We start from the raw sequence: 25,166 nt of genomic DNA, 5'->3' as shown, positions 1-25,166 counted from the left end.
CGACGCCCCGAGCATCACGTACAAGACATTGTCGGACTTGGAGGTGGACAGGAATACGGTGCGGTTGATCACGCGTCGTACGATCAGACCGATCAGACCCAGCACCACGGCGATACCGGCGATGGTGCCCGGGATGGTGGCGATCAGGTGGTAGGCAGCATCAGAGATGCCGACGGCGGCCGTCCAGCTCTTCGGGATCGCAAGTCCCATGAGGTGACCGACAACCACAAACACCATGCCCCAGTGGAAGAGCGGGGAGCTTAAACGCAGCAGTTTGGATTCGTAGATCTGGGAGGAGTGGGTGGTCCAACCGAACTGGTCGGTGCGCCAACGCCATGAGATGCCGATGATGAAAGCGGCGATGCACACCCACGGGAACGCCACCCAGAGGAAGATTTCAAAATTGGACATTATTCTTGGTCCTTAGCTTTCCGGTTGTGATGTCGGGAACGGAAGTGGCGTGCCGATACCGACCAGTTCCGCAGGGGGACCACTGCGGATCAGCTCCATGTAGCTGTCGGCGGTGTCCTGATCAATGTCCGGCAGTGCCTGGCATAATGCGATGACCAGGTAACGGTAGGGGGAGTCGAGGTTATCCAGTGCAGAACGCAGGACCTCGATGCCGTCACGGTGGGCGGCCAGGATCTCGGTGGCGTCAGCAAAACGCTCAGGTTCAGCAAGCGCCGCGGCTTCCAGCACCACACAGAGGTGGTCGGGAAGTTCATCGCGTTTGGATTCAAAACCCAGCAGTCTTAGGGTGTCGCGGAACGCCAGGATGGCGGTGCCACGCTGACGGGTGTCACCCACGGCGTAATAGGTGAGAAACAGTGAACAGCGTCGGCGCTGATCGAAGGTCTCCACATAGTGTTCCTCCATCCAGCGCAGCCCCTTCACCCGCGCGTGATCAAGGAACTCCACCACGTTGGCAGCCACCGGCAGCGGCAGCTGATCCAGTTGCGACTCAACGGCACCCAGCTTGTCCATGAAGTCATCGCCGGGATAATCCATCATGAGGGAACCGATCATGAAGACGAGCCTGCGTTGTTCATCGCTCATCTTCACCTGTTGGACCAGGTCCCGAGGGATGATCCCGGTGTGTGTTCTCTTGCGTGTCATGGCCACTAGTCCTTATGGTCCGGGAACATGGAATCTGGACGTTCGCCTGGGTTCCAGGAGGCCAGGCTGACACGGCCAGCAGCGGCCGGTGCGCCGGTGCCACAGGCTTCCGGTGCACCCTCACCGAGGCTGATGTTGAGGGATTCCGCAGCGCTGGTCGGATCGATGTTGCCGAAGGGATCCAGACCTTGGATGCCACGGGGGGTCTCCGGAGAGGCGGTGGGGATGACATAGCGGTCGTCATACTTGGCGATCGCCAACAGGCGGTACATCTCCTGCATCTTCTTGCCATCCATGCCGACTGCCTGCGCGATTTCCTCCTGGGGCTCATTGCCCAGGTTGATGTCACGCATGTAGGAGCGCATCGCAGCCAGCCTGCGCAGGGATTTCTCCACCGGGCGGGTATCGCCCGCGGTGAACAGTCCTGCCAGGTATTCCATGGGGATACGCATGTTGGCCAGGGCACTGAGCAGGATCTTATGATCCTCACCGTCATTGCCGGAGGCAGTGACCTCATCAACGATCGGGGACAGTGGCGGGATGTACCAGACCATCGGAAGGGTGCGGTACTCCGGGTGCAGTGGCAGTGCCAGCTCGTACTTGAAGATCAGGTCATGGATCGGGGACTGCTGGGCAGCATCGATCCAGGAGTGTGGGATGTTCTCACGCTGGGCAGCGGCAATGACCGCTGGATCGTGGGGATCCAGGAAGAGGGTCTTCTGCGCCTCGAACAGGTCGGTCTCATCCGGGGTGGCGGCGACTTCGGCGACGCGGTCGGCGTCATAAAGCAGCACGCCCAGGTAACGCAGACGTCCCACGCAGGTTTCGGAGCAAACGGTCGGCTGGCCGACCTCCAGGCGTGGGTAGCACAGCGTACACTTTTCCGCCTTGCCGGACTTGTGGTTGAAGTAGACCTTCTTATACGGGCAGCCGGAGACACACATGCGCCAACCGCGGCACTGATCCTGGTCCACCAGGACGATGCCGTCCTCCTCACGTTTGTACATCGCACCCGATGGGCAGGAGGACACACAGGTGGGGTTGAGGCAGTGCTCACAGATGCGGGGGAGATAGAACATGAAGGAATCTTCAATCTCCTTGGCTACCTGGAGGTTCATCTTCTCCAGGATGGGATCCTCATCCAGGGTCGTGGTGGACCCCCCTAAGTTGTCATCCCAGTTGGATGACCACTTGATGGTGTCCATCGGACGGCCATCCAGCTGGCTGACCGGGCGCGCGGTTGGCTGGGTCGCCTGGCCAGCTGGTGCGGAGAGCAGCTTGTCATACTCATAGGACCAGGGCTCGTAGTAGTCCTCGATGGTGGGCAGCTTCGGGTTGTGGAAGATGGTGGCCAGCTTCTTCAGTCGGCCACCGGCTTTCGGCTTGAGCTTGCCGGAGTTGGTGCGGACCCAGCCGCCCTCCCACTTGTCCTGGTCTTCCCAACCACGTGGGTAGCCCACACCTGGGCGGGTTTCGACGTTGTTGAACCAGATGTACTCGGTGCCTTCGCGGTTGGTCCATGCCTGCTTGCATGTGACCGAACAAGTGTGGCATCCGATGCACTTGTCCAGGTTCATGATCATTGCGATCTGTGCCATGACCTTCATTAGTACTGCACCTCCTGGGAGCGGCGACGGATGCGGGTGACCTCGTCGCGGTTGTTACCGGTTGGACCGATGTAGTTGAAGCCGTAGGTGAGCTGGCCGTAGCCGCCTGCCACGTGAATCGGCTTGATCATGATTCGTGTCAGTGAGTTGTGTGTTCCACCACGACGTCCGGTGTTCTCATTGAGTGGGGTACCAGCCGTGCGTTCCTGGGCGTGGTTCATGAAGACCGTGCCCTCTGGAATGCGGTGGGAGACGATCGCGCGGGCGGAGACGATGCCGTTGCGGTTGTAGGCCTCGATCCAGTCGTTGTCTGCGATGTTGAGTTTTTCCGCGTCTTTATTCGACATCCAGATCACCTGACCGCCTCGGGAGACGGTCAGGATGTGCAGGTTGTCGTAGTACTGGGAGTGGATCGACCACTTGTTGTGCGGGGTGAGATAGCGCACGCTCACCTCAGCCTCACCATTGGCACCGGTGAGGGTTTCACCGGGCCCGATCTCGCCGTTGATGTGGATCTTGTCCAGTGGTGGGCGGAAGATCGGCAACTGCTCGCCATAGTCGATGAACCAGTCATGGTCGAGGTAGTAATGCATGCGGCCCGACAGGGTGTGCCATGGCTTGTCATATTCCAGGTTGATGGAAAACGCCGTGTAGCGGCGGCCATTGCGTTTGTCACCGGTCCACTCCGGGGAGGTGATGACCTCCATCGGACGTTCCTTGACCTGGTCCCAGTTGATGCGGGTGCCTTCATGGTCCGCGATGAGATCCATCATGTCCGTGCCCACGCGCTTGCCCTGGTTGCGGAAACCTTCAGCAGACACCGCACCGTTGGACACCCCGGACAGGTGCAGGATCATCTCGATGGCCTTGACCGCGGAGTTGAGCTGCGGGCGTTCACCGGCGGACTCGGTCATGCTGGTGCCGTTGATCAGACCGAGTTCCTCCACCTGTTGGGACACGTTGAAGGCGGTGCCGTGGGTACCGGTGCCGAGCTTCTCCGTCAGGGGGCCCAGGTGGGTCCACTTCTCGTAGATCTTGGTGTAGTCACGTTCCACCGGGATGATCTTGGCCATGGTCTTACCGGGCACCAGGCCAACCTCAGTGATGTCCGGGACGATGCCGCCGGGCATGTTGAGTTCATCGGCGGTGTCATGAGCGATCGGTGCGGTGATCACATCGGTCTGGGTTCCCAGCCACTTACCGGCATGACGGGTGAACTCCTTGGACAGGTCATGGAAGACCTCCCAGTCCGTGCGGGTCTCCCATGGCGGGCTGATCGCCGCATTGAAGGAGTGGATGAAGGGGTGCATGTCCGTGGTGGACAGGTCATGCTTCTCATACCAGGTGGCAGCCGGTAGCACGATGTCAGAGACCAGGGTGGTGGAGGTGTTGCGGAAGTCCGTGGTCAGCATCAGATCGAGCTTGCCCTCCGGGGCCTTCTCATGCCATTTGATGGATTCTGGTCGCTCGTCCGGATTGTTTTCTGTTGCTGTGGCATCGGAATCAACACCGAGCATGTGGCGCAGGAAGAACTCCGTGCCCTTGGCAGAAGATCCCATGAGGTTGGTGCGCCAGTTGAGCAGGATACGTGGCCAGTTCTCCGGGGCATCCGGATCTTCACAGGCATGGATGAGTTCACCGTCGGTGAGCTGCTGGACGATGTGCTCCTCAACGGAGATACCCTTGTCTTCTGCTTCCTGGGACAGCACCAGTGGGTTGCGGTTGAACTGCGGGTAGGAGGGCATCCAGCCGCGTTTCATGGACTCGATCAGGGTGTCTGCGGTCATCTTGTCGCCCACGGAGCCACGGTTGGCCAACGGGGAGGACAGACGGTCAGCGCGGGTGTTGTCATAGCGCCACTGGTCAGTGGTCAGGTAGTAGAAGCCGGTGGTGATCATCTGACGTGGTGGGCGCTGCCAGTCGGTGGCGAAGGCGTACTGTGCCCAACCGTTGGCGGGACGCAATTTCTCCTGGCCCACGTAGTGTGCCCAACCGCCGCCGTTGACACCCTGGGTGCCACACATGGAGGTCAGTGCCAGGAAGGTGCGGTAGATGGAGTCGGCATGGAAGTAGTGGTTGACGCCAGCTCCCATGATGATCTGGGAACGACCCTTGGAATCATCAGCGTTCTGGGCGAATTCGCGTCCGATGCGGATGGCCTGGTTGGCAGGCACACCGGTGAGCTCCTCCTGCCATGCAGGGGTGCCCATGACCGGATCGTGGAAGTCCTTTGGCCATTCACCGGGCAGGTCGAGTTCTTCACGGTTGACACCGTAGTGGGCGAGCATGACGTCGAAGACGGTGGTGAATTTGCGTCCACCGATCTCCACGGTGGGAACACCACGGGAGATCACCCCGGCACCCACAGGACCGGTTGCATCCTGGCCGGTCGGGGTCAGGTCGAAGCGGGGGAAGAGGACCTCGGCGGTGCCGGTGGTGCTCTGGACATCGGCAATCGACATCACCGGTGCCACGCCATCCTGGCGTAGGTTCCACTTGCCTTCGCCTTCCTCACCCCAGCGGTCAGCCACGGTGCCACCGGGATCAACCACGCTGCCATCAGCCTGGATGGTGAGCAGGCGGTGGGTGGCGTTCGGAGTCTGCGCCATTTCAGGTGCAAAGGATTCCGCGCCGGCGGCGGTGAGGAACTTGCCGGCGGTGTAGGTGCCGTCACCGTGGGCATCCAGTTCCACCAGGAACGGAGCATCGGTGTACTTGCGCATATAATCCATGAAGTACGGAGTCTGCTTGTTCACGTGGAATTCCTTGAGAATCACGTGACCCATGGCAAAGGCGAGGGCACCGTCGGTGCCGGGGTTGATGCGTGCCCATTCATCAGCAAACTTGGTGGAATCGGCGAAATCGGGGGAGACCACGACAACCTTGGTGCCCTTGTAGCGGGCCTCCACCATGAAGTGGGAGTCCGGGGTACGGGTGACCGGGATGTTGGAACCCCACATCATCAGGTAGCTGGAGTTATACCAGTCGCCGGATTCTGGAACGTCAGTTTGGTCGCCGAAGGTCTGCGGAGATGCCGGTGGGAGGTCGGCGTACCAGTCATAGAAGGACAGGGCCACACCACCGATCATCTGCAGGAAGCGGGTGCCGGCCCCGTAGGAGACCTGGGACATCGCCGGGATGACGGTGAAGCCGTGGATACGGTCCGGGCCGTGCTGGCGGATGGTGTAGATGTGGGCGGCGGCAGCCATCTCAATGGCCTCGTCGTACTGGACGCGGATCAGACCGCCCTTGCCACGCTGGGAGATATATGCCTGGCGCTTCTCCGGGGTCTCCTGGATCTCACGCCATGCCAGGACAGGATCGCCCAGGCGCGTCTTGGCTTCGCGGTACATGTCCACGAGCACGCCACGCACATAGGGGTAGCGGATACGGGTCGGGGAGTAGGTGTACCAGGAGAAGGAGGCACCACGGGGACAGCCGCGTGGTTCATAGTCCGGCATGTCCGGGCCGGTGGAAGGGTAGTCCACAGCCTGGGACTCCCAGGTGATCACGCCGTCCTTGACGTAGACCTTCCAGGAGCAGGAACCGGTGCAGTTCACACCGTGGGTGGAGCGGACCATCTTGTCGAAGGACCAGCGGTTGCGGTAGAAGACATCGGCCTGGCGGCCTCCCTTGAGGAAGATCTGTTGTCCTTCAGGACCCACGGTTCCCTTGCGGAGATAGGTTCCGAGCTTGAACAGGGGATTGACGGAATCCGTGTTCGAATGGGTTGTAGTCATGTTGGTGAGAAGCCTTTCGGTTATCCCGGGAAGGGGGCGTTCGGACGGGCGTAGTAGATCCAGGTCAAGGCGGTGGCGATGATGAAGAACACCACGCAACCCCAGTAGAAGCCCACGGTGGGGGTCATGGAGAGCAGGACACCGACAATGAAGGGGCCGAATGCCGCGAGGGCACCGGTCCAACCGATGACACCACCGGCCTGCTTCCGGGGCAGGATCATCGGCATCTGTTTGAAGGTGCCGGCGTTGCCAATACCGGTGAAGAAGAACAGGGCCAGCATGGACCACAGGAACGGCCAGAAATCATCCGGGGTTGCTGCCCGGGAGAGGAAGATCGCTGCGGCCGTGGTGGAAGCGATCATGCCGACACCACTGACAAAGGTCCAGATGGCGCCGCCGAATTTGTCACACAGTGGACCCCAGGCGGCGCGCACCAAGGCTCCGATCAGTGGGCCGAGGAAGGCGTAGGTGGCACCTGCGTGCAGAGCTTCGGCGGGGAACTGCTCTGCCATCGGGGAGGCGATACCGAAGTGGTTGTTGATGACCAGGCCGAACTGGGCGGCAAAGCCGGCGAAGGCTCCGAAGGTCATCATGTAGACGACGCTGAGTATCCAGGTGTTTTTATTGCTGAAGAAGTTCAGCTGGTCCCGGAAGTTCACCTTCATCGGGATATTCTTCAGGAAGAGGAAGGACATCACCGCGGCCAGAATGGTCCAGGGGACCAGCACGATGGCTGCGTTGTGGACGAAGACCTCGGACCCCTCACCGGTGCGCTGCGGGGTGATGAAGCCGATGCCCAGGAGTCCAAAGCCCATGACCCAGGGGCCGAGGAACTGGATGATGGAGACACCCAGGTTACCCACACCGGCCTGGATTCCCAGGGCGGTTCCGGACTTGGCCTTGGGGAAGAACCAGCCGGTCGACGGCATGTAGCCGGAGAAGACGCCGCCACCGATGCCGGTCAGGGCGGACAGAACCAGAAGCCACCAATAAGGGGTGTTGGAATCTTGGACGGCGAGGAACCAGCCGAACATCGGGATGAGGAACAGTGCGGAGGACAGTCCGACGAGATTTCTCGTACCGACGCGCGCAGGCAGGAACATGTAGATCAGGCGGAGCGTACCGCCGGCAAGCCCTGGGATGGATGTCAGCCAGTAGAGCTGTGCAGCCGTCAGGTCGAATCCGATGCGGTTGAGCAGTGGTGCGATGGCGGAAACCAGGTACCAGACGGAGAAGCCGATGATGAGGGAGAAGGTGGTGATCGACAGGGTTCGCCAGGCGATCTTGGAGTCCCAGTGGTCGGGATCTTCGGGATCCCACCCTTGGAGGGTTGCTCCCTTGGTGTTGAGTTCTGTCACTTTGCGCCTCTTCTTGTGAGAATGGAAGGGCTTTTCAACAAGCCCGTATGTGGCTGTGATTTTCTCCAATCTAACAGCGTTGACCTGCTAGCGTCTATTTAAGTACGATGTTTCCCGTTTTAAATTACGCAACATTTCTGTGTTCTAATTCACTGGCTGCAGGTTTGTTGCAAGGGGGGCATGTCAACATGAATGTGGTTTTCTTTTCGCACCCCTTGGTGGGGGTGGGGAGGGAAATGAGGAAAGGGTTTTCAAGTGGCGATCCAGGGCATGGATTTATCGGGAATGGTCATCGTCGTGTCTGATCGGATCCATTCGGGCGAGCGGGAGGATCAGGCAGGCGTCCTCACGGAGCGGCTCCTCTCCCGCACCGGGGTTGATGTGGTGCGCCGTGTCGTCGTCCCGGAGGGGGTGGAGGCTGTGGATGACGAGCTCCGAAGGGCGGTTGCCGAAGGGGTCCGCGTGATCGTCACGGTTGGTGGCACGGGCGTAGGGCCACGCAACCGCACTCCGGAGGCCACCGCACCGCTGCTGGAGACGGAGTTGAGTGCGGTGATGTCACAGATTCTGTTTGCGGGACTGGCCAATACCCATCAGGCTGGACTCTCGCGCGGCCTGGTCGGACTGACCGCGCGAGAAAGTGGGGCCAGCCTGATTGTGAATGCGCCGAGCTCTGTCGGCGGGGTCAGTGATGCGCTTGGGATTGTCTGTCCATTACTCGCTCCGATCTTCGAGCGCCTCTACTGATGTCTGTCCGAAGGTCTCAGGCGGTGCGGGTCAGGCGCAGGTGCCAGTCGCCGGGACCTTCCTTGAGGTAGTCCACGGTGAAGGTTTCCGTGCGGGCTTCAATCTCATCCAGTAGGGGCAGGGGGTTGTGTGGGGCGATGAGGATCATGGACTGGCCTACCTGTCTGGTGTCCAGGGCGCCGTGAATTGCGCCATGTCGGACCGCATGTGGGATGTTGGAGGCGTTGAGCGTGGGCTCCTCGGGTTCTCCGGGATTGTTGAGGTCATTGAGGGGGAGGTTGATGGCCATCGTGGTGTGCCTTTCTCGAGCAGGTTCATGTCAACGATAACTCAATTAGTACCATTGAAACCGTGCTAATTAAATTGCTTCTGGCGTACGTCGTGGCCGGAGACCACGATCATGCTTAACCCCACAGCCCCTCAACAGTCTCAGGCTTCCACCAAGCTGGCATCCCTGAACAGCTCACTCCAGAAACGCTCCCGCTGGCACAGTCTGGTGGCCTGGACCGCCGTGGTACTCATGGTTGCCATGGGCCATCAGCTGGGCGCACTGGTGAGCTGGTGAATTGCTATCCACACCGGCACTATAGGCGTGATCATGACCGCGATCATCGTCTGCACCACGTATTTCATCGAAACCCTGACCCGTACGCCCACCACAGGCGGGTGGGGACACCTCTCGAATATCGGCGCCATTTTGATCATCGCTGTGATGATCTGGCACACCGTGAGGATCCGGGGCAGCTTGTGTGGTTCACTGTCCACCAACCTGGTCATCACCCTGCCGCCCACACTCAGCAACACCCCCACATCAGTGCCCAGGCATCAGACCGTGCCCGACGTGCCCTGCCGGTTTTTGTCACCACACTGACAGCCGCGACGCTGTTGCACCTGGCAGGCATGCATCAGCAGGCAGGTGTGACACACCCGGGCATGATGGTGACTACCGTTTTCCCCCTGCACCCGATTATCACCACGGTGTTCACCCAGCGACGCAGCAATCACGGGCAGCGGTGGACGCGGGCGTCGATAAGCGTGGACACCGGGGTGCTGGCGCACATGGTGCTGATGCTTGCCGGTGCCGTCATCACCATCAGGTGGTATGGATATCAGGTCGGATTGCTCCGGAGGAATCAGAGATCTTCCCCTGGGAATTTTCGCGGAAGACACACGGGGGTGGTGCACGGTGTCCGGGCATAAGAATCAGGGCATGGTCTTTACTGTTTATGTGGAGGGCAGTTCCACATCACCGAGTGTGGAGAGTTCCGCCACGGTGTCATAGTCAGCTTCGGTGCCATCACCTGGTACCTCCACAACCGCACCCACTGCCCTGAGCAGGGCTTTGGCTGGCTGGTTGCGGACATCGCCGAGTTGGGCGAGCGCCTGATGTAGTGAGGTGGTTCGCCACACAGCACACAGGGGCTGTAACCATCCATCGGCCGCGCGGGTGACAGCCACATCGGCGTCACCGATCGCAGCGATGAGAGTGGGGAGAAACTCCGCGGAATAAGGGGCATCCACCGCCAGCACGGCTGTGAACTCCTCAGCACAGGGAAGGCTCTGTGCACCTGCGGCGATACCCGCCACCGGTCCACCCAAGGGAGGCTGCTCACTGATGGTGTCCACCCCGTCAATCACCCGCGGGGACACCACGATGACATCATGCTCATCACCGAGCGCCTCCAGGAGATAGGTCAGCAGGGTCCGGCCATCCAGCCGCACCGCAGCCTTATCCACCCCACCCATGCGGGAACCCTCGCCACCAGCCAGAATGATCACGTTCATGTCAGATACACCTGCAGTGGCGCGCCGGGGCCAGGCCCCGGGGTATCCGGGGCGAGGATGACAAAACCATCAACACCGTTGAGCGAGGCCACAAAATGGCTACCCCGACCCTGACGGGTAAAGGGTGTTGCTGTGGCACCCTCAGGCCCCCAGGCGAGTCGGACCGGGACGATGAGGTCCTTGGTCCGGGCATCAGGGAAGGCCACACCTGCTGCGGCAGTGACCCGTGGGCGGGAGTCAAGGTCAGCCACGGTGGTTATTCCACGAAGTTTATCCACGGCGGGGCGGATGAACAGCAGGAATGAGACGAAGGCAGCCACAGGATTACCCGGGAGACACAGGACCGAAGCTGATGTTCCATCAGCACGTGCCCATGTGCCAGCACCCTGGGGCTTTCCAGGTTGCATCTGGACCGGACCGAACCACATATCAGCCCCTGAGGCGGTATCGCCGATGACAGCCTTCACCACGTCGAAGGCGCCGGCAGACACACCACCGGTGGTGATCACCAGATCGCTTTCTGTGACAGCCCTGGTGAAGATCTCACTGAACTCCCGTGGATCATCACTGGTGTGTTCCTGGGTGACATGGATAATCCCTGCTTCCCCCAGCAGGGCTGCCACCATGGGGCGGTTGGAATCCGGAATCTGCCCCTCACCTGGAATAACACCGGCCGGGGCCAGCTCATCGCCACTGCTCAAGACCGTGACCGTGGGCCGGGGATGAACACTGACCTCAGCAACACCCGCGGAGATCAACCCGGCGAGCATGCTGGCATCAACTAGTTCCCCGGCGCGGGCCACACGATCACCCACAGCAACATTGTCACCACGGGGGCGGATGTGTGCGCGGCCGCGGTAGTTGTTGATGGTGATGGTGGGTGTGAGTTTTTGCGGTCCAGGGAGTGCGGAGGTGTCTTCCACTGGGATCACGGCCAGTCCCTCCGGTACCGGATCATCGGGGATCGGTGCTCCGGTCATGATGCGCACGGCACAGCCCGGTTCCGGGATGCGGGCGGTGGCACCGGCGGCAACATCACCGGTCACCTCAAGCGTGGCGGTGCCGGCAGGATCAAGATCGGCCACATTGATGAGGAAACCATCCATGGCGGAGTTGGAAAACGGGGGCACAGCCAGCGCGGCATGGCAGTCCTGTGCCAACACACAACCAAGCGCATCGGATAGCGGAAGGTTCACCGGTTGCCCAGGTGTGATCAGATCAAGAACCCGGGTGAGATGCTCAGTAATGGTGGACACGTGTGGGGGACTCCTGAAGAGGGGGAAGTGGAAAGGGAACTAGCCACCGATGGCGGACATCGGACGATCCGGTTGGAGAAAACCTTCATCATCAATGCCGTGTCCAGGTTTCTTCACCCACATCGCACCAGCCCACACCGCGGCAAGCTCATCATCGGAAGCCCCGGAACGCATGAGATCACGCAAGGGGGTTTCACTGCGTGCAAACAGGCAGTTGCGGATCGTGCCATCACTGGTCAGACGGGAACGGTCACAATCCCCACAGAAAGGATGCGTCACCGAGGCGATGATGCCCAGCTGCCCGCTCAGTTCCGGATCATCACGGTCAGTGGCATTCCACAGCGCAGCAGGAGCCGCACCCCGTGGTTCCCTGGCAGGGGTTAGTTCAAAGCGTTCCTCCAAACGCTCGATGATCTCCGCAGCCGTCACCATATCCGAACGTTTCCACTGCTCACGCGGACCCAAGGGCATCTGCTCAATGAAACGCAACTGCGCACCCAGCCCCAGGCAATAGGACGCCAGCGGAACAACATCCACCTCATTCACACCCGGCATCACCACCGCATTGACCTTCACCGGATCCAGCCCCGCAGTCACCGCAGCCTCAATCGAGGTCAGCACCCCGGCAAGCCTGTCGCGCCGGGTCAGTGCCAGATAACGCTTGGCGTCAATGGTGTCCAGAGAGATGTTGACGCGGTGCAGACCGGCCTTCTTCAAACCGGCGATGCGCTTATCCAGCCCCAGCCCGTTGGTGGTCAGGGCGGTGCGCACCTGCTTGCCCTCATCGGTGCGCAACGCGGTGGTGGCGGCGATGATGGTGTCTAAGTTCTTGCGCATCAGGGGTTCACCACCGGTGAAACGGATCTGCCTGATGCCGAGTTTTTCCACGGCGATGCGGATGAGGCGGATGATCTCTTCGTCGTTGAGCGTCTGCTCGGTGGGCAGCCACTCCAGCCCTTCTGCAGGCATACAGTAGGTGCACCGCAGGTTGCAGCGGTCGGTGAGGGAGACGCGCAGGTCACGGGCAACACGGCCGAAGCGGTCGCGAAGTTCGCGCGTGCCGTCGGTGTGGGCCGGGGGGAGGTCGGCAGGGAGCGTGCTTTGCGATGTCTGCTGTGGCTGCTGGGGCGGCCCAGACTGGAGAAAGAGGCGTGTAGTCATGTGATCTCCATCCTAGAAACATTGCAGATTAAAACCAACTATAACCGGAAAAAATCGGGTCTTCATAGGGGTCCCGGATTATTTCTCTGATTACTTTTCGCCGGGTCCCTTGAGTTTGATCACTTCGAAGTCACCATCGGCCAGGTGCATGCGCAGGTCTTTCTTATCGAACTTGCCCACCGAGGTCTTGTCGATCTCCTTGACGAAGGTCCAGTACTCCGGCAGCATCCAGTTGGGCAGACGGTCACGCAGCTGGTCACGCAGTAGCTCAGCAGTTTCGCGGGTGGGCTCCACATGCGGGTAGAGCAAGGTGACAGCCAGTGGACGTTCCACCCATTTATCATCCGGGAAGCCGATGACGGCACACTCCACCACCTCGTTGGTGGCCATGATGAGGTTTTCCAGTTGACTGGAGTAGATCCACTCGCCACCGGAACGGATTACGTCACGGGAGCGGTCCTGGATGGTGAGGAAGCCATCGCTGGTCACCGACCCCACATCACCGGTGCGCAGCCAGCCGTCGGCGGTGAAGGAATCATCCTCCTGGTCCACCTCAGCACCATTGAAGGTGTGGGCGAGTCCGCCCTCTTTTGCCGAAGAGGATTGGAAGTAGGATCCGGTGACCCATGGCCCACGAACCTGGATCTCACCTTCATTACGGTCGGTGGAAGCCATGACCTGACCATCGTTGACCACCCGGAAGTCCAGGGAGGCGGGGAAACGCCCCTGGGAGACACGATAACTCCAACGTGCCTCACCGGATACCCCAGATGGTGGGCGGGAGACAGTACCCACGGTGGAGGTTTCTGTCATGCCCCACACATGGACCACATCCACGCCATAACGTTCTTCCCACAGGGTGATCACCACCGGTGGCACTGCAGAACCACCCACATAGAGTTCACGCAGGGACATGCGCTCCGGTGGGTTCTTCAGATAGTGAACCATCAGCTGGATCCACAGGGTCGGCACACCGTGGGCCACACGGGGCAGGGTGGTGGAGATGATCTTCGCCAACGTCGGGGCGGAGAGATCCTCACCGGGCATGACCAGGGGAGTGCCCGACATGAAGGCCGCAATCGGCACACCCCAGCTGAGCACGTGATAGATCGGTACACAGCACAGGAAGGTTTCGCCATGGGCTACCGATAAAGAGTCAGTGGTGCGCAGACTCAGAGACTGCAGATACAGGGAACGATGGGAATACACCACACCCTTGGGTGCGCCGGTGGTGCCGGTGGAATAACAGATGGCCGCGGCGGTGCGCTCATCCTGCTCCGGCCAGTTAAAGTTGGTGGAACGGCCATCCAACAGAGACTCATAGGAATAACTCTCCACCGTCTCTGGCAGATGTGAGGCAGGTTCGGTGATATCCGCATCGCCGATGAAGATGATGGCACGTACACCGGGACATTCCTTCAGGACCTCACCCAGTTGAGGGGCCAGACGGGGATCGGCCACGATGACCTCGTCTTCGGCATGGTTGATGATGAAGGAGATCTGATCATTCATCAACTGCTTGTTCAGCGGGTTGAATACCGCGCCCATGCAGGCCACCGCGAACATTGTCTCCACGTGTTCCGCACAGTTGGACAACAGGGATCCCACCCGCTGGTCGCCGGTGATGCCGAGTGAATCACGCAGGGCATGGGCCAGGGCGGCGGCGCGGGCCCCGATATTGGCAAAGGTGATCTCCTCCTGCTCATCCCCGTCATAGGTGGTGATGATGGTGTCACCATGGACGGTGGATCCGTACTTGAGGATCCGGGACAGTGAGAGGGGGACATCCTGCATCGTGCTGAGCATGCCGACCACTCTAGCGGGCTACCGAAGCCACAGGGGAATAAAACCGGGCTGGTCCATATTGATAAGGGGTAGGGAAGTTTTCTCGCCTGTTCGACGTGTTTAAGTCATACCGATTGAGACACTGTCCGCGTAATGCGCTAATATGTCCCAACAAGGCCGGGCAAGGTATTCCCGGTGCACACACATTCCCCCCACACAACGGCCTGTTAACTCTAGAAGCTGGCGGGGGGAGTACCTTCATCGGGCACCTTTGAGAGGTGTGGGCATATCAAGCCACACCACGGTCTGGAACTGAACGCACTGTCGCATCTTAAAATTGGATGCGGGAACTGTGTTTTCCTTCCCATGTGAACTGTCACGCAACCTGGATTGTGCGTGTGTTTCCACCTGTGGTGCAATTTCCCTGGTGGAGCCCGCCACGATGTAGGCCTGTTCAGGCGCATCACACCTAAATTACACAGAAGCAGCTCTCAGCCTTCATCATTCCTCGCATTTGAACCGGGGAACGTCAAAAATCACATCACGGCTGGAATGCAACGAAAGGATATCTGTGACCAACACAGACACAACCGCAGCGAACCAGGGCGAACTGACCGCTCTTCGACTGCCGGAACTGCGCAAGATTGCTGGAGAAATTGGCCTCAAGGGCACCTCAGCACTGCGCAAGGGCGAATTGATCAACGCCATCAACGCTGCGCGCTCTGGAAACACCGGAGCTAAGGCACCTGCCACAGCTGCACCTACATCTGAGGAGAAGCAGGCGCCACACACACGTTCCCGACGTGCCACCAAGACCACCGCTCCAGCAGTGGAAACTCCCGCAGCTGCTGCAGAGCCAGCCGATAACGCCGTTGAGACCACCCAGTCTGAGGCTCCGGCACGTCGTGGACGTCGCCGGGTGACCGCACCTCCGGTCACTCCACCAGCTGCTCCTGCAGTCCGGGAGCAGGAGCGCACTGAGAACACTGTTGACCAGCAGGTTCAGGAACCAGCTCAGCAGTCCTCCGAGCATGCTGTTGATGACGGTGATGACCAGGACAACCGCTTCGAGTCCCGTTCCGCAGCACGCCGGGCACGCCGTAACCGCCAGCGCCAGACCCACCGCGACACCCAGGGCGGCCAGGATATTGAGCAGGTGGAGCAGCAGCAGAACGACGCACCTACCGTGACCCCGGATGCCGCCCCACAGGCCGAAGAGACCACCGTTGCAGCTGAGCAGAACACTCAGCAGACTTCCGAGCAGCGCACCCAGCAGTCCGCTGATAATGAGCAGGACTCCGGCGACAACCGTCGTTACAACCAGCGTCGTGACCGTCGTGGACACCGCAACGACCGCCACGACCGCAACTATGATCGCGATGACAACCGCAGCGATGATCAGCAGTCCGGTGAGAACCAGCAGGACTCTGACGATCGCAACGACAACCGTGATCATGACAACAATGATCGTCGTCAGAACGGTGGCGGACACAACAACCGCCAGAACAACCGCAACGACAACCGTGACAATGATGAGCACGGCGATGACCGTCGTGGCCGTCGTGGGCGCCGCAACCGTCGTGGCCGTGACCGTGACAACCGCAACGACAACCGTGGCGACAACCGTGGTGACAACCAGAATGACCACCAGGCTGACAACCAGCAGGAAGAGCAGCTGCAGAACGTGGCCGGCATCCTGGACATCGTGGACACCAACGTCGCATTCGTCCGCACCACCGGTTACCATCCGGCACCGTCCGACGTCTTTGTCAACAACCAGCTGATCCGTCGCATGGGACTGCGTTCCGGCGATGCCATCACCGGCCAGGTTCGCATGAACCAGGGCGGCAACCAGGGTGGACATGGTGGACACGGTGGACACGGTGGACGTAACCGTCAGAAGTACAACAACCTCAGCCGTGTGGAGTCCGTCAACGGTCTGCCTGCTGAAGAGGCACGCAACCGTCCGGAGTTCAACAAGCTGACCCCGCTGTACCCGAACCAGCGTCTGCGTCTGGAAACCGAGCAGAAGGTCTTGACCACCCGTGTCATCGACCTGATCATGCCGATCGGTAAGGGACAGCGCGCACTGATCGTGTCTCCACCAAAGGCCGGTAAGACCACGATCCTGCAGAACATCGCCAACGCCATTGCTACCAACAACCCTGAGTGTTACCTCATGGTTGTGCTGGTTGATGAGCGACCTGAAGAAGTCACCGACATGCAGCGTTCGGTCAAGGGTGAGGTCATTTCCTCCACCTTCGACCGCCCACCAGGGGAGCACACCGCTGTCGCCGAGCTGGCCATCGAGCGCGCCAAGCGTCTGGTGGAGCAGGGCCAGGACGTTGTTGTCCTGCTCGACTCCATCACCCGCCTGGGCCGCGCCTACAACAACAGTTCACCAGCGTCTGGACGCATCCTGTCCGGTGGTGTTGACTCCAACGCGCTGTACCCACCGAAGCGTTTCCTGGGTGCCGCACGAAACATCGAGCACGGTGGCTCACTGACCATCATCGCCACCGCGATGGTGGAGACCGGTTCCGCCGGCGACACCGTGATCTTCGAGGAGTTCAAGGGCACCGGTAACGCCGAGCTCAAGCTGGATCGTAAGATCTCCGAGCGCCGTGTGTTCCCAGCCGTTGATGTCAACCCGTCAGGTACCCGTAAGGATGAGCTCCTGCTCAACCCGGATGAGGCTCGCATCATGCACAAGCTTCGTCGTATTCTGTCTGCACTGGATAACCAGCAGGCCATCGATCTGCTGATCAAGCAGCTGAAGAAGACCAAGTCCAACGCGGAATTCCTGATGCAGGTAGCCTCAAGCGCACCGATGGCAGGCACTGAAAACGACGAGGAGTACTCCTAATGTCAGGACAGGTATCAGCAGTTGACGATATCCTGGCGGAATACCACGGACTCGAAGAACAGATGGCCGATCCCGCACTGCACAATGATGCGACAGCAGCACGACGAGTGGGCAAGCGCTACTCCGAACTGCAGCCGATCATCAATGTGCACCGTGAGCTGACCCAGGTCCGCGATGACCTGGAGGCAGCCCGGGAAATGGCACACGAGGACCATGAATTCGCCGATGAGGCTGCACGCCTCGAGGTGGAGTTCGTGGAACTGGAGGAAAAGCTCGCTGACCTCCTGGCACCACGTGATGAGCACGATGGTGATGACATCGTCATGGAGATCAAGGCCGGTGCCGGTGGTGACGAAGCAGCCCTGTTCGCAGGTGACCTGCTGCGCATGTACCAGAAGTACGCCGACAAGCACGGGTTTGTCATCGAGGTTCTGGACTCTGCGGAATCCGATCTGGGTGGCGTCAAGGACATCACCTTGTCTGTGCGTTCTCGTCAGCCATCCCGTGATGGTGCCTGGAGTCAGTTCAAGTTCGAGGGTGGAGTCCACCGCGTACAGCGCGTGCCGGTGACCGAGTCCCAGGGACGCATCCAGACTTCCGCTGCCGGTGTGCTGGTTTATCCTGAACCGGATGAGATTGAGGATGTGGAGATCGATGAGAAGGAGATCCGCGTCGATGTCTACCGTTCCTCCGGTAAGGGAGGTCAGGGTGTTAACACCACTGACTCCGCCGTGCGCATCACCCACCTGCCCACGGGCATCGTGGTGACGTGTCAGAAGGAACGCTCCCAGATTCAGAACCGAGCACGTGCCATGCAGGTGCTCGCAGCCCGTCTGCAGGCTCTGAAGAAGGAGGAGGCTGACGCTGAGGCCGCCCAGGGGCGCGCATCCCAGATCCGCACCATGGACCGCTCTGAGCGCATCCGTACCTACAACTGGCCGGAGAACCGCATCAGCGATCACCGCATCGGCTTCAAGGCCAACAACCTTGATTCCGTTCTCGACGGTGAACTAGATGACCTGTTCACTGCCCTGCGTGCCGCTGAACGTGCAGAACGACTCGAGGCTGACAGCTAGACAATGCGCACCCTCGGGGAAGCCATGCGCGACGCCACCACCATCCTGGATCAGGCTGGGGTGGCGTCGCCACTTAATGATGCCCGCCTGATCGCCGCACACCTGCTTGGTTGTGGTCCGCTCAACGTGGCCCTGTACCTGCGCGATGGTGTTCCAGACGGCTTCGATGAGGCCGTCCGGCGTCGCGCGCAGCGGGAACCACTCCAGCACATCCTGGGGCGTGCCCCGAGGGGTGCGCTTGATCTGCAGGTCGGTCCTGGGGTTTTTGTTCCGCGCCCTGAAACTGAGGTGCTGGCCGATTGGGCTGTGCGCCAGGCACGCGGCATCGATAAGCCCGTCATCGTGGACCTGTGCACCGGCAGCGGGGCGCTTGCCGCCTACGTGGCCCATGAGCTTATCGACGCCCGAGTCACCGCCGTTGAACTTGATCCTCAGGCTGCCACCTGGGCAGCGCGCAATTTCACCGAGTTCACCCCGGACGTGGAACTGGTCCTCGGTGATGCCACTGACCCCGCGCTCCTGCCGGAGCTGCACGGGGAAGTGGACATCCTGGTGTCCAACCCACCCTATGTTCCGGAGACCACCGACCTGGAACCGGAGGTCTACTCCGACCCCCACATCGCTGTTTTCAGTGGTGACAGCGGCATGGATGTCATCGTGGAGATGATCCACCTCATCCACGCCCTGCTCAAACCTGGGGGAGTGGTCGGGGTGGAACACGATGACACCACCTCAGAACAGGTGCAGGCAGTATTCACCAGCCACGGAGGGTTTGGCAATGTGGCCGTGCTTGAAGACCTGACCGGTCGGGCACGCTTTATCACGGCGAGTAGGCTGTGACTTTGAGTTTCAAACTTTTTTATCACCATCCGTATATCTTTCTAGGAGCACCCCCACAGTGAGCAGAATCTATGACTGTGCCGACCCGGAATCCCGCACAGCAGGCGTCAAGGCCGCTGTTGACGCGGTCAAGGCCGGTCAGCTCGTTGTCCTTCCCACGGATACCCTCTATGGACTGGGCTGCGATGCCTTCAATAACCAGGCGGTAGCCAACCTCCTGGCCACCAAACACCGCGGCCCGGACATGCCCGTTCCTGTCCTGGTCGGCAGCTGGGACACCATCCAGGGACTGGTCCAGTACTACTCCCCACAGGCGAAAACCCTGGTGGAGGCATTCTGGCCTGGTGGACTGTCCATCATCGTCCCACAGGCACCCAGCCTGCCCTGGAACCTCGGCGACACCCGCGGCACCGTGATGCTGCGTATGCCCCTGCACCCGGTGGCCATTGAACTGCTGCGGGAAACCGGCCCCATGGCTGTCTCCTCAGCCAATATCTCAGGCCACCAGCCACCGAGCACCGTCACCGAGGCACGCCAGCAGCTCAACCAGAACGTCTCCGTCTATCTTGACGGTGGCGAATGCGCCATCGGCAAACCGTCCTCCATCATCGATATCTCCGGTGATCACCCCAAGCTTCTCCGCGAGGGCGCCATCAGTGCAGAACGCATCGGTGAGGTTCTAGGAGTCTCGGCGGAAAGCCTGCGTTAGCAATGGGAGTCGGTTTCGCGGGAATCCCGCTGCGCGAACTGGGACTGGTGATCCTGGTGGCCGCCGCCCTCACCTATCTCACCACGGGAATCATCCGTACCCTCATGGTGCGCAGTGGTCGCCTCAATGAGATCCGTGACCGCGATGTGCACACCATGCCCAAACCCCGGCTCGGTGGGGTGGCCATGTTCAGTGGCTTCCTCGGCGCGGTATACCTCGCAGGCCAGCTACCAGCCTTGACAAGAGGCTTCATGCCCATCACCCCGGAGATGCACGCTGTGATCTGGGCGGGCTTTGGCATCGTGGTGGTGGGCGCGCTGGATGATCTTTTCGACCTAGACGCGATCACCAAACTGGTAGGCCAGATCGTCGGTGCTGTGACCATGAGCCTGTTGGGCCTGACCTGGACGATCCTCTATGTGCCCTTCGGTGGGGGAACCACCCTGTTGATCGACCAGGTCCAGTCAACGATCCTGACCACCCTGTTCACCGTCGCCCTGATCAATGCCCTCAACTTCGTCGATGGCCTGGATGGGCTCTCTGCCGGCGTGGGCATGATCGCCGGTGCTGCCATATTGGTGTTCTCCCTGACCATCCTCTTTGACCAGAATGGTGCCGTCTCCGCCTACCCACCGGCCATCATCGCCGCCGCCCTGGTGGGGGTCTGTGCAGGATTTCTGCCCCACAACTTTGAGCCTTCACGCATCTTCATGGGGGACAGCGGATCCATGCTCATCGGGCTGCTGCTGGCGGCGGCCTCGACCTCGGCCTCCGGCAAGATCAACATGAGCCTGTACGGCACCGTGGATATGATCGCATTGATGTCGCCGATCATCGTGGTGCTGGCTGCGGTGGCCATCCCCCTGCTGGATCTGGTGATGGCGGTGATCAGACGCGTGGGCAAAGGCACCTCACCTTTCTCCCCGGACAAGATGCATCTGCACCATCGTCTCCTGGACATCGGGCACACCCATCGCCGTGTCGTTCTGGTTCTGTACATGTGGGTCACGGTCGTGGCCTTCGGTGCGGTGAGCTTCTCCGTGGTTCCGCCGCTGTTTGCCGTCGGCATCACCATCGCCGGTTTCATCCTGGCTGGCGTGCTCACCGTTGTGCCCCTGATGCATGGGGGAGGGCTGCACCGTGCCTCTGAACGTGACGGGGCCCATCAACCTGAATAATCAAGTTTTCACACTTGTTTCACCCTGATTCTCAGGTTGTGAATAGTCACCTTTATCGTTTAGTTCCATCAACCCGGTAGGATTTCCCGACGTGAGTAACGAACAGCCCCAGACCCCAGACATCTCAGCACCCCCCGAACTGTCAGAGTTCGACGATCACCGCCGACCACTCCAGCGGGCCGTCAAGCTTGGCACCGTCGCCCTGGTCGTGCTGACCATCATCTCCCTGGCCGTCTGGGGCGGCCTGCGAGACCTCCCCGGCATCTGGGGTGTGCTGATCGGTGCGGCGCTCGGTGGCGGCTTTGTCATCCTCACCGCACTCAGCGTGCTGATCACCTCCAACACTGATGCCGCCACCACCGGTGCCATCGTGCTGGGGAGCTGGTTGCTCAAGATCGTCGTGTTGATCATCGTGCTCGTGGTGATCCGTGACATGCAGTTCTATGACACCGTGGCACTTTTTGTCACAGTGATACTCGCGCTGATCGTGGTCCTGGCCATGGAAGTCTGGGGAGTCATGACTTCCCGGGTTACCTACATCGGCTAGAAAGCCCACCGCCTTCTTTCCTCACGGCCCCCTGCTCACGCGGCAGGGGGCCGTGAGGCATCTCATGGTGTCTGCGGGGGTGGCATAGTTGGTGGACCGTACGTACGTCATGTCCACATGGACAGGGAGGGCCGCCGGATTGTGGGGGAGTGGGGCGACTCACCCCACTGCTGTCGGTGTGACTTTAGGCGAAAATCCCACTAGTGGGATTTCTGTTTCCGGAAACCGTCAAAAGCCTGAAAAAATTTGGTAACTTTCCTGCACTGACCAGCGTCAATCCGGCAGTGAAATAGCAGAAAACTCCTAGCCTTCGGGTGTGTAACCACCCCCGTTTTCCCAGATGCTGGCAGTTGTGACACACCTAACACGACATGAAAGAACCCGCTCACGCGGTATTTCTGCAATAGGAACACAGTGGAATTCCCGTTCCCCCCGCCCCACTTGGATAAAAGCCCAAATCACCTGTTAGTCTATTACGCGGGTTGAACCAAGGAACCCTTGAAGGCAGCAGACAATAACGCCGGAGAGAGTTTCAAGGAGCACGTCCCCTGTAATCGCCGCGCTGATGTGCGACGGAGTCCGTGACGATTACAGCGAGTTTTTCAGACGTCCATCGCACCGTGCACAAACCCACGCGTGCACGGCCCGAACACGGGAGAGAACGCTGAGCGTTACAACACTGTCCATGAAGGGTGAATTCCACGCCCCGAGTTTGGACGACGAATTTTTCCCGGGGCACGTAACCGAAAGTGGCGAAGTGGTGGACATGCTGTTCACCGATTTCGCTAACGGTTGGTTCGCACTTGATCGCCTGATGCTGATCCGTCTTCTGATGACAGCCATCGTGGTGATCTTCTTCCTTTGGGCTATGCGTAAGCCGAAGCTGATTCCGCATGGCGTCCAAAATTTTGCAGAGTATGCACTCGATTTCGTTCGTATCCACATCGCTGAGGATATTCTCGGAAAGAAGGAAGGCCGCCGGTTCCTGCCGGTCATCGCCACCATCTTCTTCGCGACCTTGATGATGAACGTTACGACGATCATCCCGGGACTCAACATCTCGCCAAACGCACGAATGGGCATGCCCCTCGTCATGGCGTTGATTGGTTACGTTGCGTTCGTTTACGCAGGTTCCAAGCGCTACGGATTCTTCAAGTACGTGAAGTCTTCGGTAGTGGTCCCGAACATTCCACCAGCACTTCATATTCTGGTGGTCCCAATTGAGTTCTTCTCGACTTTCATCCTGAGGCCAGTAACCCTGGCGCTGCGTCTTATGGCCAACTTCCTGGCCGGCCACCTCATTCTGGTTCTGCTGTACTCTGCCACGAACTTCTTCTTCTGGCAGATGAACGGCTGGACCGCAATGTCCGGTGTCACCATCCTCGCAGCGGTCCTCTTCACCGTTTACGAGCTCATCATCATCTTCCTTCAGGCGTACATCTTCGCTCTGCTGGTTGCGGTGTACATTGAGCTTTCGTTGCATGCGGATTCTCACTAGATGAAACAAAAAGGTCGTCACAGTACCCTCGGCTGAGGGAACCGCGACGAGCGGACCACAACACGGTCAACTGAATAACCCCACTTAACATTTTTTCGCCCAGAACCTCTGGGCACAAGAAAGGGAACGACATCTCATGAACGAAATCATCCTGGCTCAGAGCGAGACCGTTGCTGCAGCTGCTGACTTCCGTGCAGTTGGTTACGGCATTGCCACCATCGGCCCTGGCATCGGCATTGGCATCCTCGTCGGTAAGGCACTCGAGGGCATGGCTCGCCAGCCTGAGATGGCCGGTCAGCTCCGTACCACCATGTTCCTGGGCATCGCCTTCGTTGAGGCCCTGGCACTGATCGGCCTCGTTGCTGGCTTCCTCTTCGTTTAATCAGCTAACTAACCGAAAGCTGGTAAACCATGGCGAATCCTATTTACATCCTTGCGCACGCGAACGCGGATGCCCTCCCTCTGGAGAGCGGCAACTCGATCCTGCTGCCTAAGGCATATGACATCGTCTGGTCCCTCATCCCGTTTCTGATCATCCTGTTCATCTTCTGGAAGTTTGTTCTTCCGAAGTTCCAGGAGGTCCTGACCGAGCGTGAGGACCGGATCAAGGGAGGCATTCAGCGTGCCGAGGCCGCACAGGCCGAGGCGAAAGCTGCCCTTGAAAAGTACAACGCACAGCTCGCTGAGGCTCGCACCGAAGCTGCTGAAATCCGTGAGCAGGCGCGCGAGCGCGGCAAGCAGATCGAGGCAGAACTGAAGGCGAAGGCCGACGAAGAGAGCAACCGCATCGTCGAATCCGGAACGAAGCAGCTTCTGGCACAGCGCGAGCAGGTCGTCAACGACCTGCGCCGCGAAATGGGCCAGAACTCGATCAACCTGGCCGAGCACCTTCTTGGAGATCAGCTCTCCGAGAACGTTAAGCGCTCCGGAACCATTGATCGCTTCCTCGCCGACCTCGACACTGTGGCACCGAACGGAAAGTGAGCGACATGCACGCAGCGAGCCGTGAGGCACTAGCAAAGGTATCGTCCGATCTGGACACTGCCCTCAAGGCAGATAACGCCGTAGCAGTTGCCGCCCAGGCCGGAACCGAGCTGTTCGACGTCGTCGAGGTTCTCGACGGCGACCGCGGTCTGCGTGTCGCAGTGGCTGATTCCTCGAAAGACGCGCAGCAGCGCGTCGGCCTCATTGAGGCCGTGTTCGGTGGAAAGGTTTCCCAGGCTACTCTCGAAATCCTCAAGGATGCCGCAGAGCAAACCTGGTCAACCCCACGCGAGTTCCGCACCGGACTCGTTGAACTTGGCCGTCGCGCCCTCCTCCGCTCTGCGGAGCAGCAGGGTCAGCTCGGTCAGGTCGAGGACGAACTGTTCCGTCTCAGCCGGATCCTTGATCGTGAAAGCTCGCTGACTCAGCTCCTTTCCGATCGCACCCAGGAATCGGTTACACGCCGCGATCTCCTGGCCAAGGTGCTCTACGGCAAGGTGGCAGCAGTCACCGAAGCCCTGGCACTGCAGGTCATTGGTCGCCCTGAGCACAACCCAATTGATGATATGAGCGCACTGGCAGCCACCGCAGCACAGCTGCAGGGCCGTTCCGTGGCACATGTTGTCTCCGCAGTTGAACTCAATGACGGACAGCAGCAGGCGCTAGCTGAAAAGCTGGGACGAATTTACGGTCGTGCGATGAGCATCCACTCCGAGGTTGATACCAGCCTCCTCGGTGGCGTGGTCATCCGCGTTGGAGACGAAGTAATTGACGGAAGCACCTCGGGTAAGCTCGAGCGCCTCCGCGCAAACTTCGCTTAAGACACGACGAATTAGACAAAAGTAATGCTGGAAGAAACAACCGAGAGCAGGAAGAACATGGCGGAGCTGACGATCTCCTCCGATGAGATCCG

Annotated in this window: 23 protein-coding genes; 13 read left to right on the top strand and 10 right to left on the bottom strand. The window is 59.9% G+C overall.

The features are described 5' to 3' along the window. From narI to Q0M74_RS05290, 5 genes are all read right to left on the bottom strand, one after another. Positions 1–411: respiratory nitrate reductase subunit gamma (narI, locus tag Q0M74_RS05310; protein WP_293952176.1), on the bottom strand; the 411-nt coding region annotated here is incomplete at its 3' end. 12 nt (positions 412–423) lie between these two features. Next, complete coding sequence (gene narJ, locus Q0M74_RS05305; protein ID WP_293952175.1) at positions 424–1,116, bottom strand: nitrate reductase molybdenum cofactor assembly chaperone; 693 nt, start codon at positions 1,114–1,116, stop codon at positions 424–426. 5 nt (positions 1,117–1,121) lie between these two features. Then, entirely contained in the window at positions 1,122–2,723 is a 1,602-nt protein-coding gene (gene narH / locus Q0M74_RS05300) for a nitrate reductase subunit beta (protein ID WP_293952174.1), read from the bottom strand. Further along, positions 2,723–6,463, bottom strand: a complete 3,741-nt coding sequence (locus Q0M74_RS05295; protein WP_293952173.1) for a nitrate reductase subunit alpha — start codon at positions 6,461–6,463, stop codon at positions 2,723–2,725. The genes narH and Q0M74_RS05295 overlap by 1 nt, the downstream gene beginning before the upstream one ends. A 20-nt stretch (positions 6,464–6,483) precedes the next feature. Continuing rightward, positions 6,484–7,821: a NarK/NasA family nitrate transporter gene (locus Q0M74_RS05290; protein WP_293952172.1), complete on the bottom strand. Its 1,338-nt coding sequence runs from the start codon at positions 7,819–7,821 to the stop codon at positions 6,484–6,486. Positions 7,822–8,091: 270 nt separating this feature from the next. Between Q0M74_RS05290 and Q0M74_RS05285 the strand changes: the two genes are divergently transcribed. Then, positions 8,092–8,568, top strand: a complete 477-nt coding sequence (locus Q0M74_RS05285; RefSeq protein WP_293952171.1) for a molybdopterin-binding protein — start codon at positions 8,092–8,094, stop codon at positions 8,566–8,568. A 16-nt stretch (positions 8,569–8,584) separates the two neighbouring features. Here the strand turns inward: Q0M74_RS05285 and Q0M74_RS05280 are convergent, their stop codons facing one another. Next, positions 8,585–8,857: a DUF2249 domain-containing protein gene (locus Q0M74_RS05280; protein WP_293952170.1), complete on the bottom strand. Its 273-nt coding sequence runs from the start codon at positions 8,855–8,857 to the stop codon at positions 8,585–8,587. A gap of 111 nt (positions 8,858–8,968) precedes the next feature. Here Q0M74_RS05280 and Q0M74_RS05275 point away from each other — a divergent pair, with 111 nt between their 5' ends. Both Q0M74_RS05275 and Q0M74_RS05270 read left to right on the top strand, forming a co-directional pair. Continuing rightward, positions 8,969–9,133: a hypothetical protein gene (locus Q0M74_RS05275; protein WP_293952169.1), complete on the top strand. Its 165-nt coding sequence runs from the start codon at positions 8,969–8,971 to the stop codon at positions 9,131–9,133. A gap of 182 nt (positions 9,134–9,315) precedes the next feature. Beyond that, positions 9,316–9,768, top strand: a complete 453-nt coding sequence (locus Q0M74_RS05270; RefSeq protein ID WP_293952168.1) for a hypothetical protein — start codon at positions 9,316–9,318, stop codon at positions 9,766–9,768. Between the two features lie 24 nt (positions 9,769–9,792). On the opposite strand, the gene Q0M74_RS05265 is transcribed toward Q0M74_RS05270, so the two are convergent. From Q0M74_RS05265 to Q0M74_RS05250, 4 genes are all read right to left on the bottom strand, one after another. Next, positions 9,793–10,353 carry a molybdenum cofactor guanylyltransferase gene (locus Q0M74_RS05265; protein WP_293952167.1) on the bottom strand — a complete coding sequence of 187 codons (561 nt, stop codon included), beginning with the start codon at positions 10,351–10,353 and terminating at the stop codon, positions 9,793–9,795. After that, positions 10,350–11,609 carry a gephyrin-like molybdotransferase Glp gene (gene glp / locus Q0M74_RS05260; protein WP_293952166.1) on the bottom strand — a complete coding sequence of 420 codons (1,260 nt, stop codon included), beginning with the start codon at positions 11,607–11,609 and terminating at the stop codon, positions 10,350–10,352. Before glp ends, Q0M74_RS05265 begins: the two co-directional genes overlap by 4 nt. Before the next feature lie 39 nt (positions 11,610–11,648). Next, the gene (gene moaA / locus Q0M74_RS05255) at positions 11,649–12,770 is read right to left on the bottom strand and encodes a GTP 3',8-cyclase MoaA (protein ID WP_293952165.1); all 1,122 of its coding nucleotides are present in this window, start codon (positions 12,768–12,770) and stop codon (positions 11,649–11,651) included. Between the two features lie 90 nt (positions 12,771–12,860). Then, entirely contained in the window at positions 12,861–14,576 is a 1,716-nt protein-coding gene (locus tag Q0M74_RS05250; protein ID WP_293952164.1) for a long-chain fatty-acid--CoA ligase, read from the bottom strand. Between the two features lie 550 nt (positions 14,577–15,126). On the opposite strand from Q0M74_RS05250, the gene rho reads away from it, so the two are divergent. The 10 genes from rho to Q0M74_RS05200 all read left to right on the top strand — a co-directional run bounded on the left by rho (position 15,127) and on the right by Q0M74_RS05200 (position 25,074). After that, the gene (rho, locus tag Q0M74_RS05245) at positions 15,127–17,421 is read left to right on the top strand and encodes a transcription termination factor Rho (RefSeq protein WP_293952163.1); all 2,295 of its coding nucleotides are present in this window, start codon (positions 15,127–15,129) and stop codon (positions 17,419–17,421) included. Next, on the top strand, positions 17,421–18,497 hold the full coding sequence (prfA, locus tag Q0M74_RS05240; RefSeq protein WP_293952162.1) for a peptide chain release factor 1: 1,077 nt from the start codon (positions 17,421–17,423) through the stop codon (positions 18,495–18,497). Before rho ends, prfA begins: the two co-directional genes overlap by 1 nt. A 3-nt stretch (positions 18,498–18,500) precedes the next feature. Beyond that, positions 18,501–19,337 (top strand): peptide chain release factor N(5)-glutamine methyltransferase, encoded by an 837-nt coding sequence (prmC, locus tag Q0M74_RS05235; RefSeq protein WP_293952161.1) that lies wholly within the window; start codon positions 18,501–18,503, stop codon positions 19,335–19,337. A gap of 58 nt (positions 19,338–19,395) precedes the next feature. Next, on the top strand, positions 19,396–20,046 hold the full coding sequence (locus Q0M74_RS05230; RefSeq protein WP_293952160.1) for an L-threonylcarbamoyladenylate synthase: 651 nt from the start codon (positions 19,396–19,398) through the stop codon (positions 20,044–20,046). A 2-nt stretch (positions 20,047–20,048) separates the two neighbouring features. Then, positions 20,049–21,224 (top strand): MraY family glycosyltransferase, encoded by a 1,176-nt coding sequence (locus Q0M74_RS05225; RefSeq protein WP_293952159.1) that lies wholly within the window; start codon positions 20,049–20,051, stop codon positions 21,222–21,224. Between the two features lie 91 nt (positions 21,225–21,315). Next, positions 21,316–21,771, top strand: coding sequence for a hypothetical protein (locus Q0M74_RS05220; protein ID WP_293952157.1), 456 nt, complete (start codon positions 21,316–21,318; stop codon positions 21,769–21,771). A gap of 685 nt (positions 21,772–22,456) precedes the next feature. Next, positions 22,457–23,269: a F0F1 ATP synthase subunit A gene (gene atpB / locus Q0M74_RS05215; protein ID WP_293952155.1), complete on the top strand. Its 813-nt coding sequence runs from the start codon at positions 22,457–22,459 to the stop codon at positions 23,267–23,269. Positions 23,270–23,405: 136 nt separating this feature from the next. Then, the gene (locus Q0M74_RS05210) at positions 23,406–23,651 is read left to right on the top strand and encodes an ATP synthase F0 subunit C (protein WP_293952153.1); all 246 of its coding nucleotides are present in this window, start codon (positions 23,406–23,408) and stop codon (positions 23,649–23,651) included. Between the two features lie 29 nt (positions 23,652–23,680). After that, a complete protein-coding gene (locus Q0M74_RS05205) occupies positions 23,681–24,253 on the top strand; it encodes a F0F1 ATP synthase subunit B (protein WP_293952151.1) in 573 nt (190 codons plus the stop codon). A gap of 5 nt (positions 24,254–24,258) precedes the next feature. Beyond that, on the top strand, positions 24,259–25,074 hold the full coding sequence (locus tag Q0M74_RS05200) for a F0F1 ATP synthase subunit delta (RefSeq protein ID WP_293952149.1): 816 nt from the start codon (positions 24,259–24,261) through the stop codon (positions 25,072–25,074). Positions 25,075–25,166: the final 92 nt, after the last annotated feature.

This window comes from uncultured Corynebacterium sp., from assembly GCF_945649885.1.
Classification (GTDB): domain Bacteria; phylum Actinomycetota; class Actinomycetes; order Mycobacteriales; family Mycobacteriaceae; genus Corynebacterium.
This window is presented reverse-complemented; position numbering and strand designations above follow the sequence as displayed.

Coding starts and splice junctions, on each gene's coding strand:
- narJ (WP_293952175.1), bottom strand. CDS start 1,116: ATGACACGCAAGAGAACACACACCGGGATCATCCCTCGGGACCTGGTC.
- narH (WP_293952174.1), bottom strand. CDS start 2,723: ATGAAGGTCATGGCACAGATCGCAATGATCATGAACCTGGACAAGTGC.
- Q0M74_RS05295 (WP_293952173.1), bottom strand. CDS start 6,463: ATGACTACAACCCATTCGAACACGGATTCCGTCAATCCCCTGTTCAAG.
- Q0M74_RS05285 (WP_293952171.1), top strand. CDS start 8,092: ATGGATTTATCGGGAATGGTCATCGTCGTGTCTGATCGGATCCATTCG.
- Q0M74_RS05280 (WP_293952170.1), bottom strand. CDS start 8,857: ATGGCCATCAACCTCCCCCTCAATGACCTCAACAATCCCGGAGAACCC.
- Q0M74_RS05275 (WP_293952169.1), top strand. CDS start 8,969: ATGCTTAACCCCACAGCCCCTCAACAGTCTCAGGCTTCCACCAAGCTG.
- Q0M74_RS05265 (WP_293952167.1), bottom strand. CDS start 10,353: ATGAACGTGATCATTCTGGCTGGTGGCGAGGGTTCCCGCATGGGTGGG.
- moaA (WP_293952165.1), bottom strand. CDS start 12,770: ATGACTACACGCCTCTTTCTCCAGTCTGGGCCGCCCCAGCAGCCACAG.
- Q0M74_RS05250 (WP_293952164.1), bottom strand. CDS start 14,576: ATGCTCAGCACGATGCAGGATGTCCCCCTCTCACTGTCCCGGATCCTC.
- prfA (WP_293952162.1), top strand. CDS start 17,421: ATGTCAGGACAGGTATCAGCAGTTGACGATATCCTGGCGGAATACCAC.
- prmC (WP_293952161.1), top strand. CDS start 18,501: ATGCGCACCCTCGGGGAAGCCATGCGCGACGCCACCACCATCCTGGAT.
- Q0M74_RS05225 (WP_293952159.1), top strand. CDS start 20,049: ATGGGAGTCGGTTTCGCGGGAATCCCGCTGCGCGAACTGGGACTGGTG.
- atpB (WP_293952155.1), top strand. CDS start 22,457: ATGAAGGGTGAATTCCACGCCCCGAGTTTGGACGACGAATTTTTCCCG.
- Q0M74_RS05210 (WP_293952153.1), top strand. CDS start 23,406: ATGAACGAAATCATCCTGGCTCAGAGCGAGACCGTTGCTGCAGCTGCT.
- Q0M74_RS05205 (WP_293952151.1), top strand. CDS start 23,681: ATGGCGAATCCTATTTACATCCTTGCGCACGCGAACGCGGATGCCCTC.
- Q0M74_RS05200 (WP_293952149.1), top strand. CDS start 24,259: ATGCACGCAGCGAGCCGTGAGGCACTAGCAAAGGTATCGTCCGATCTG.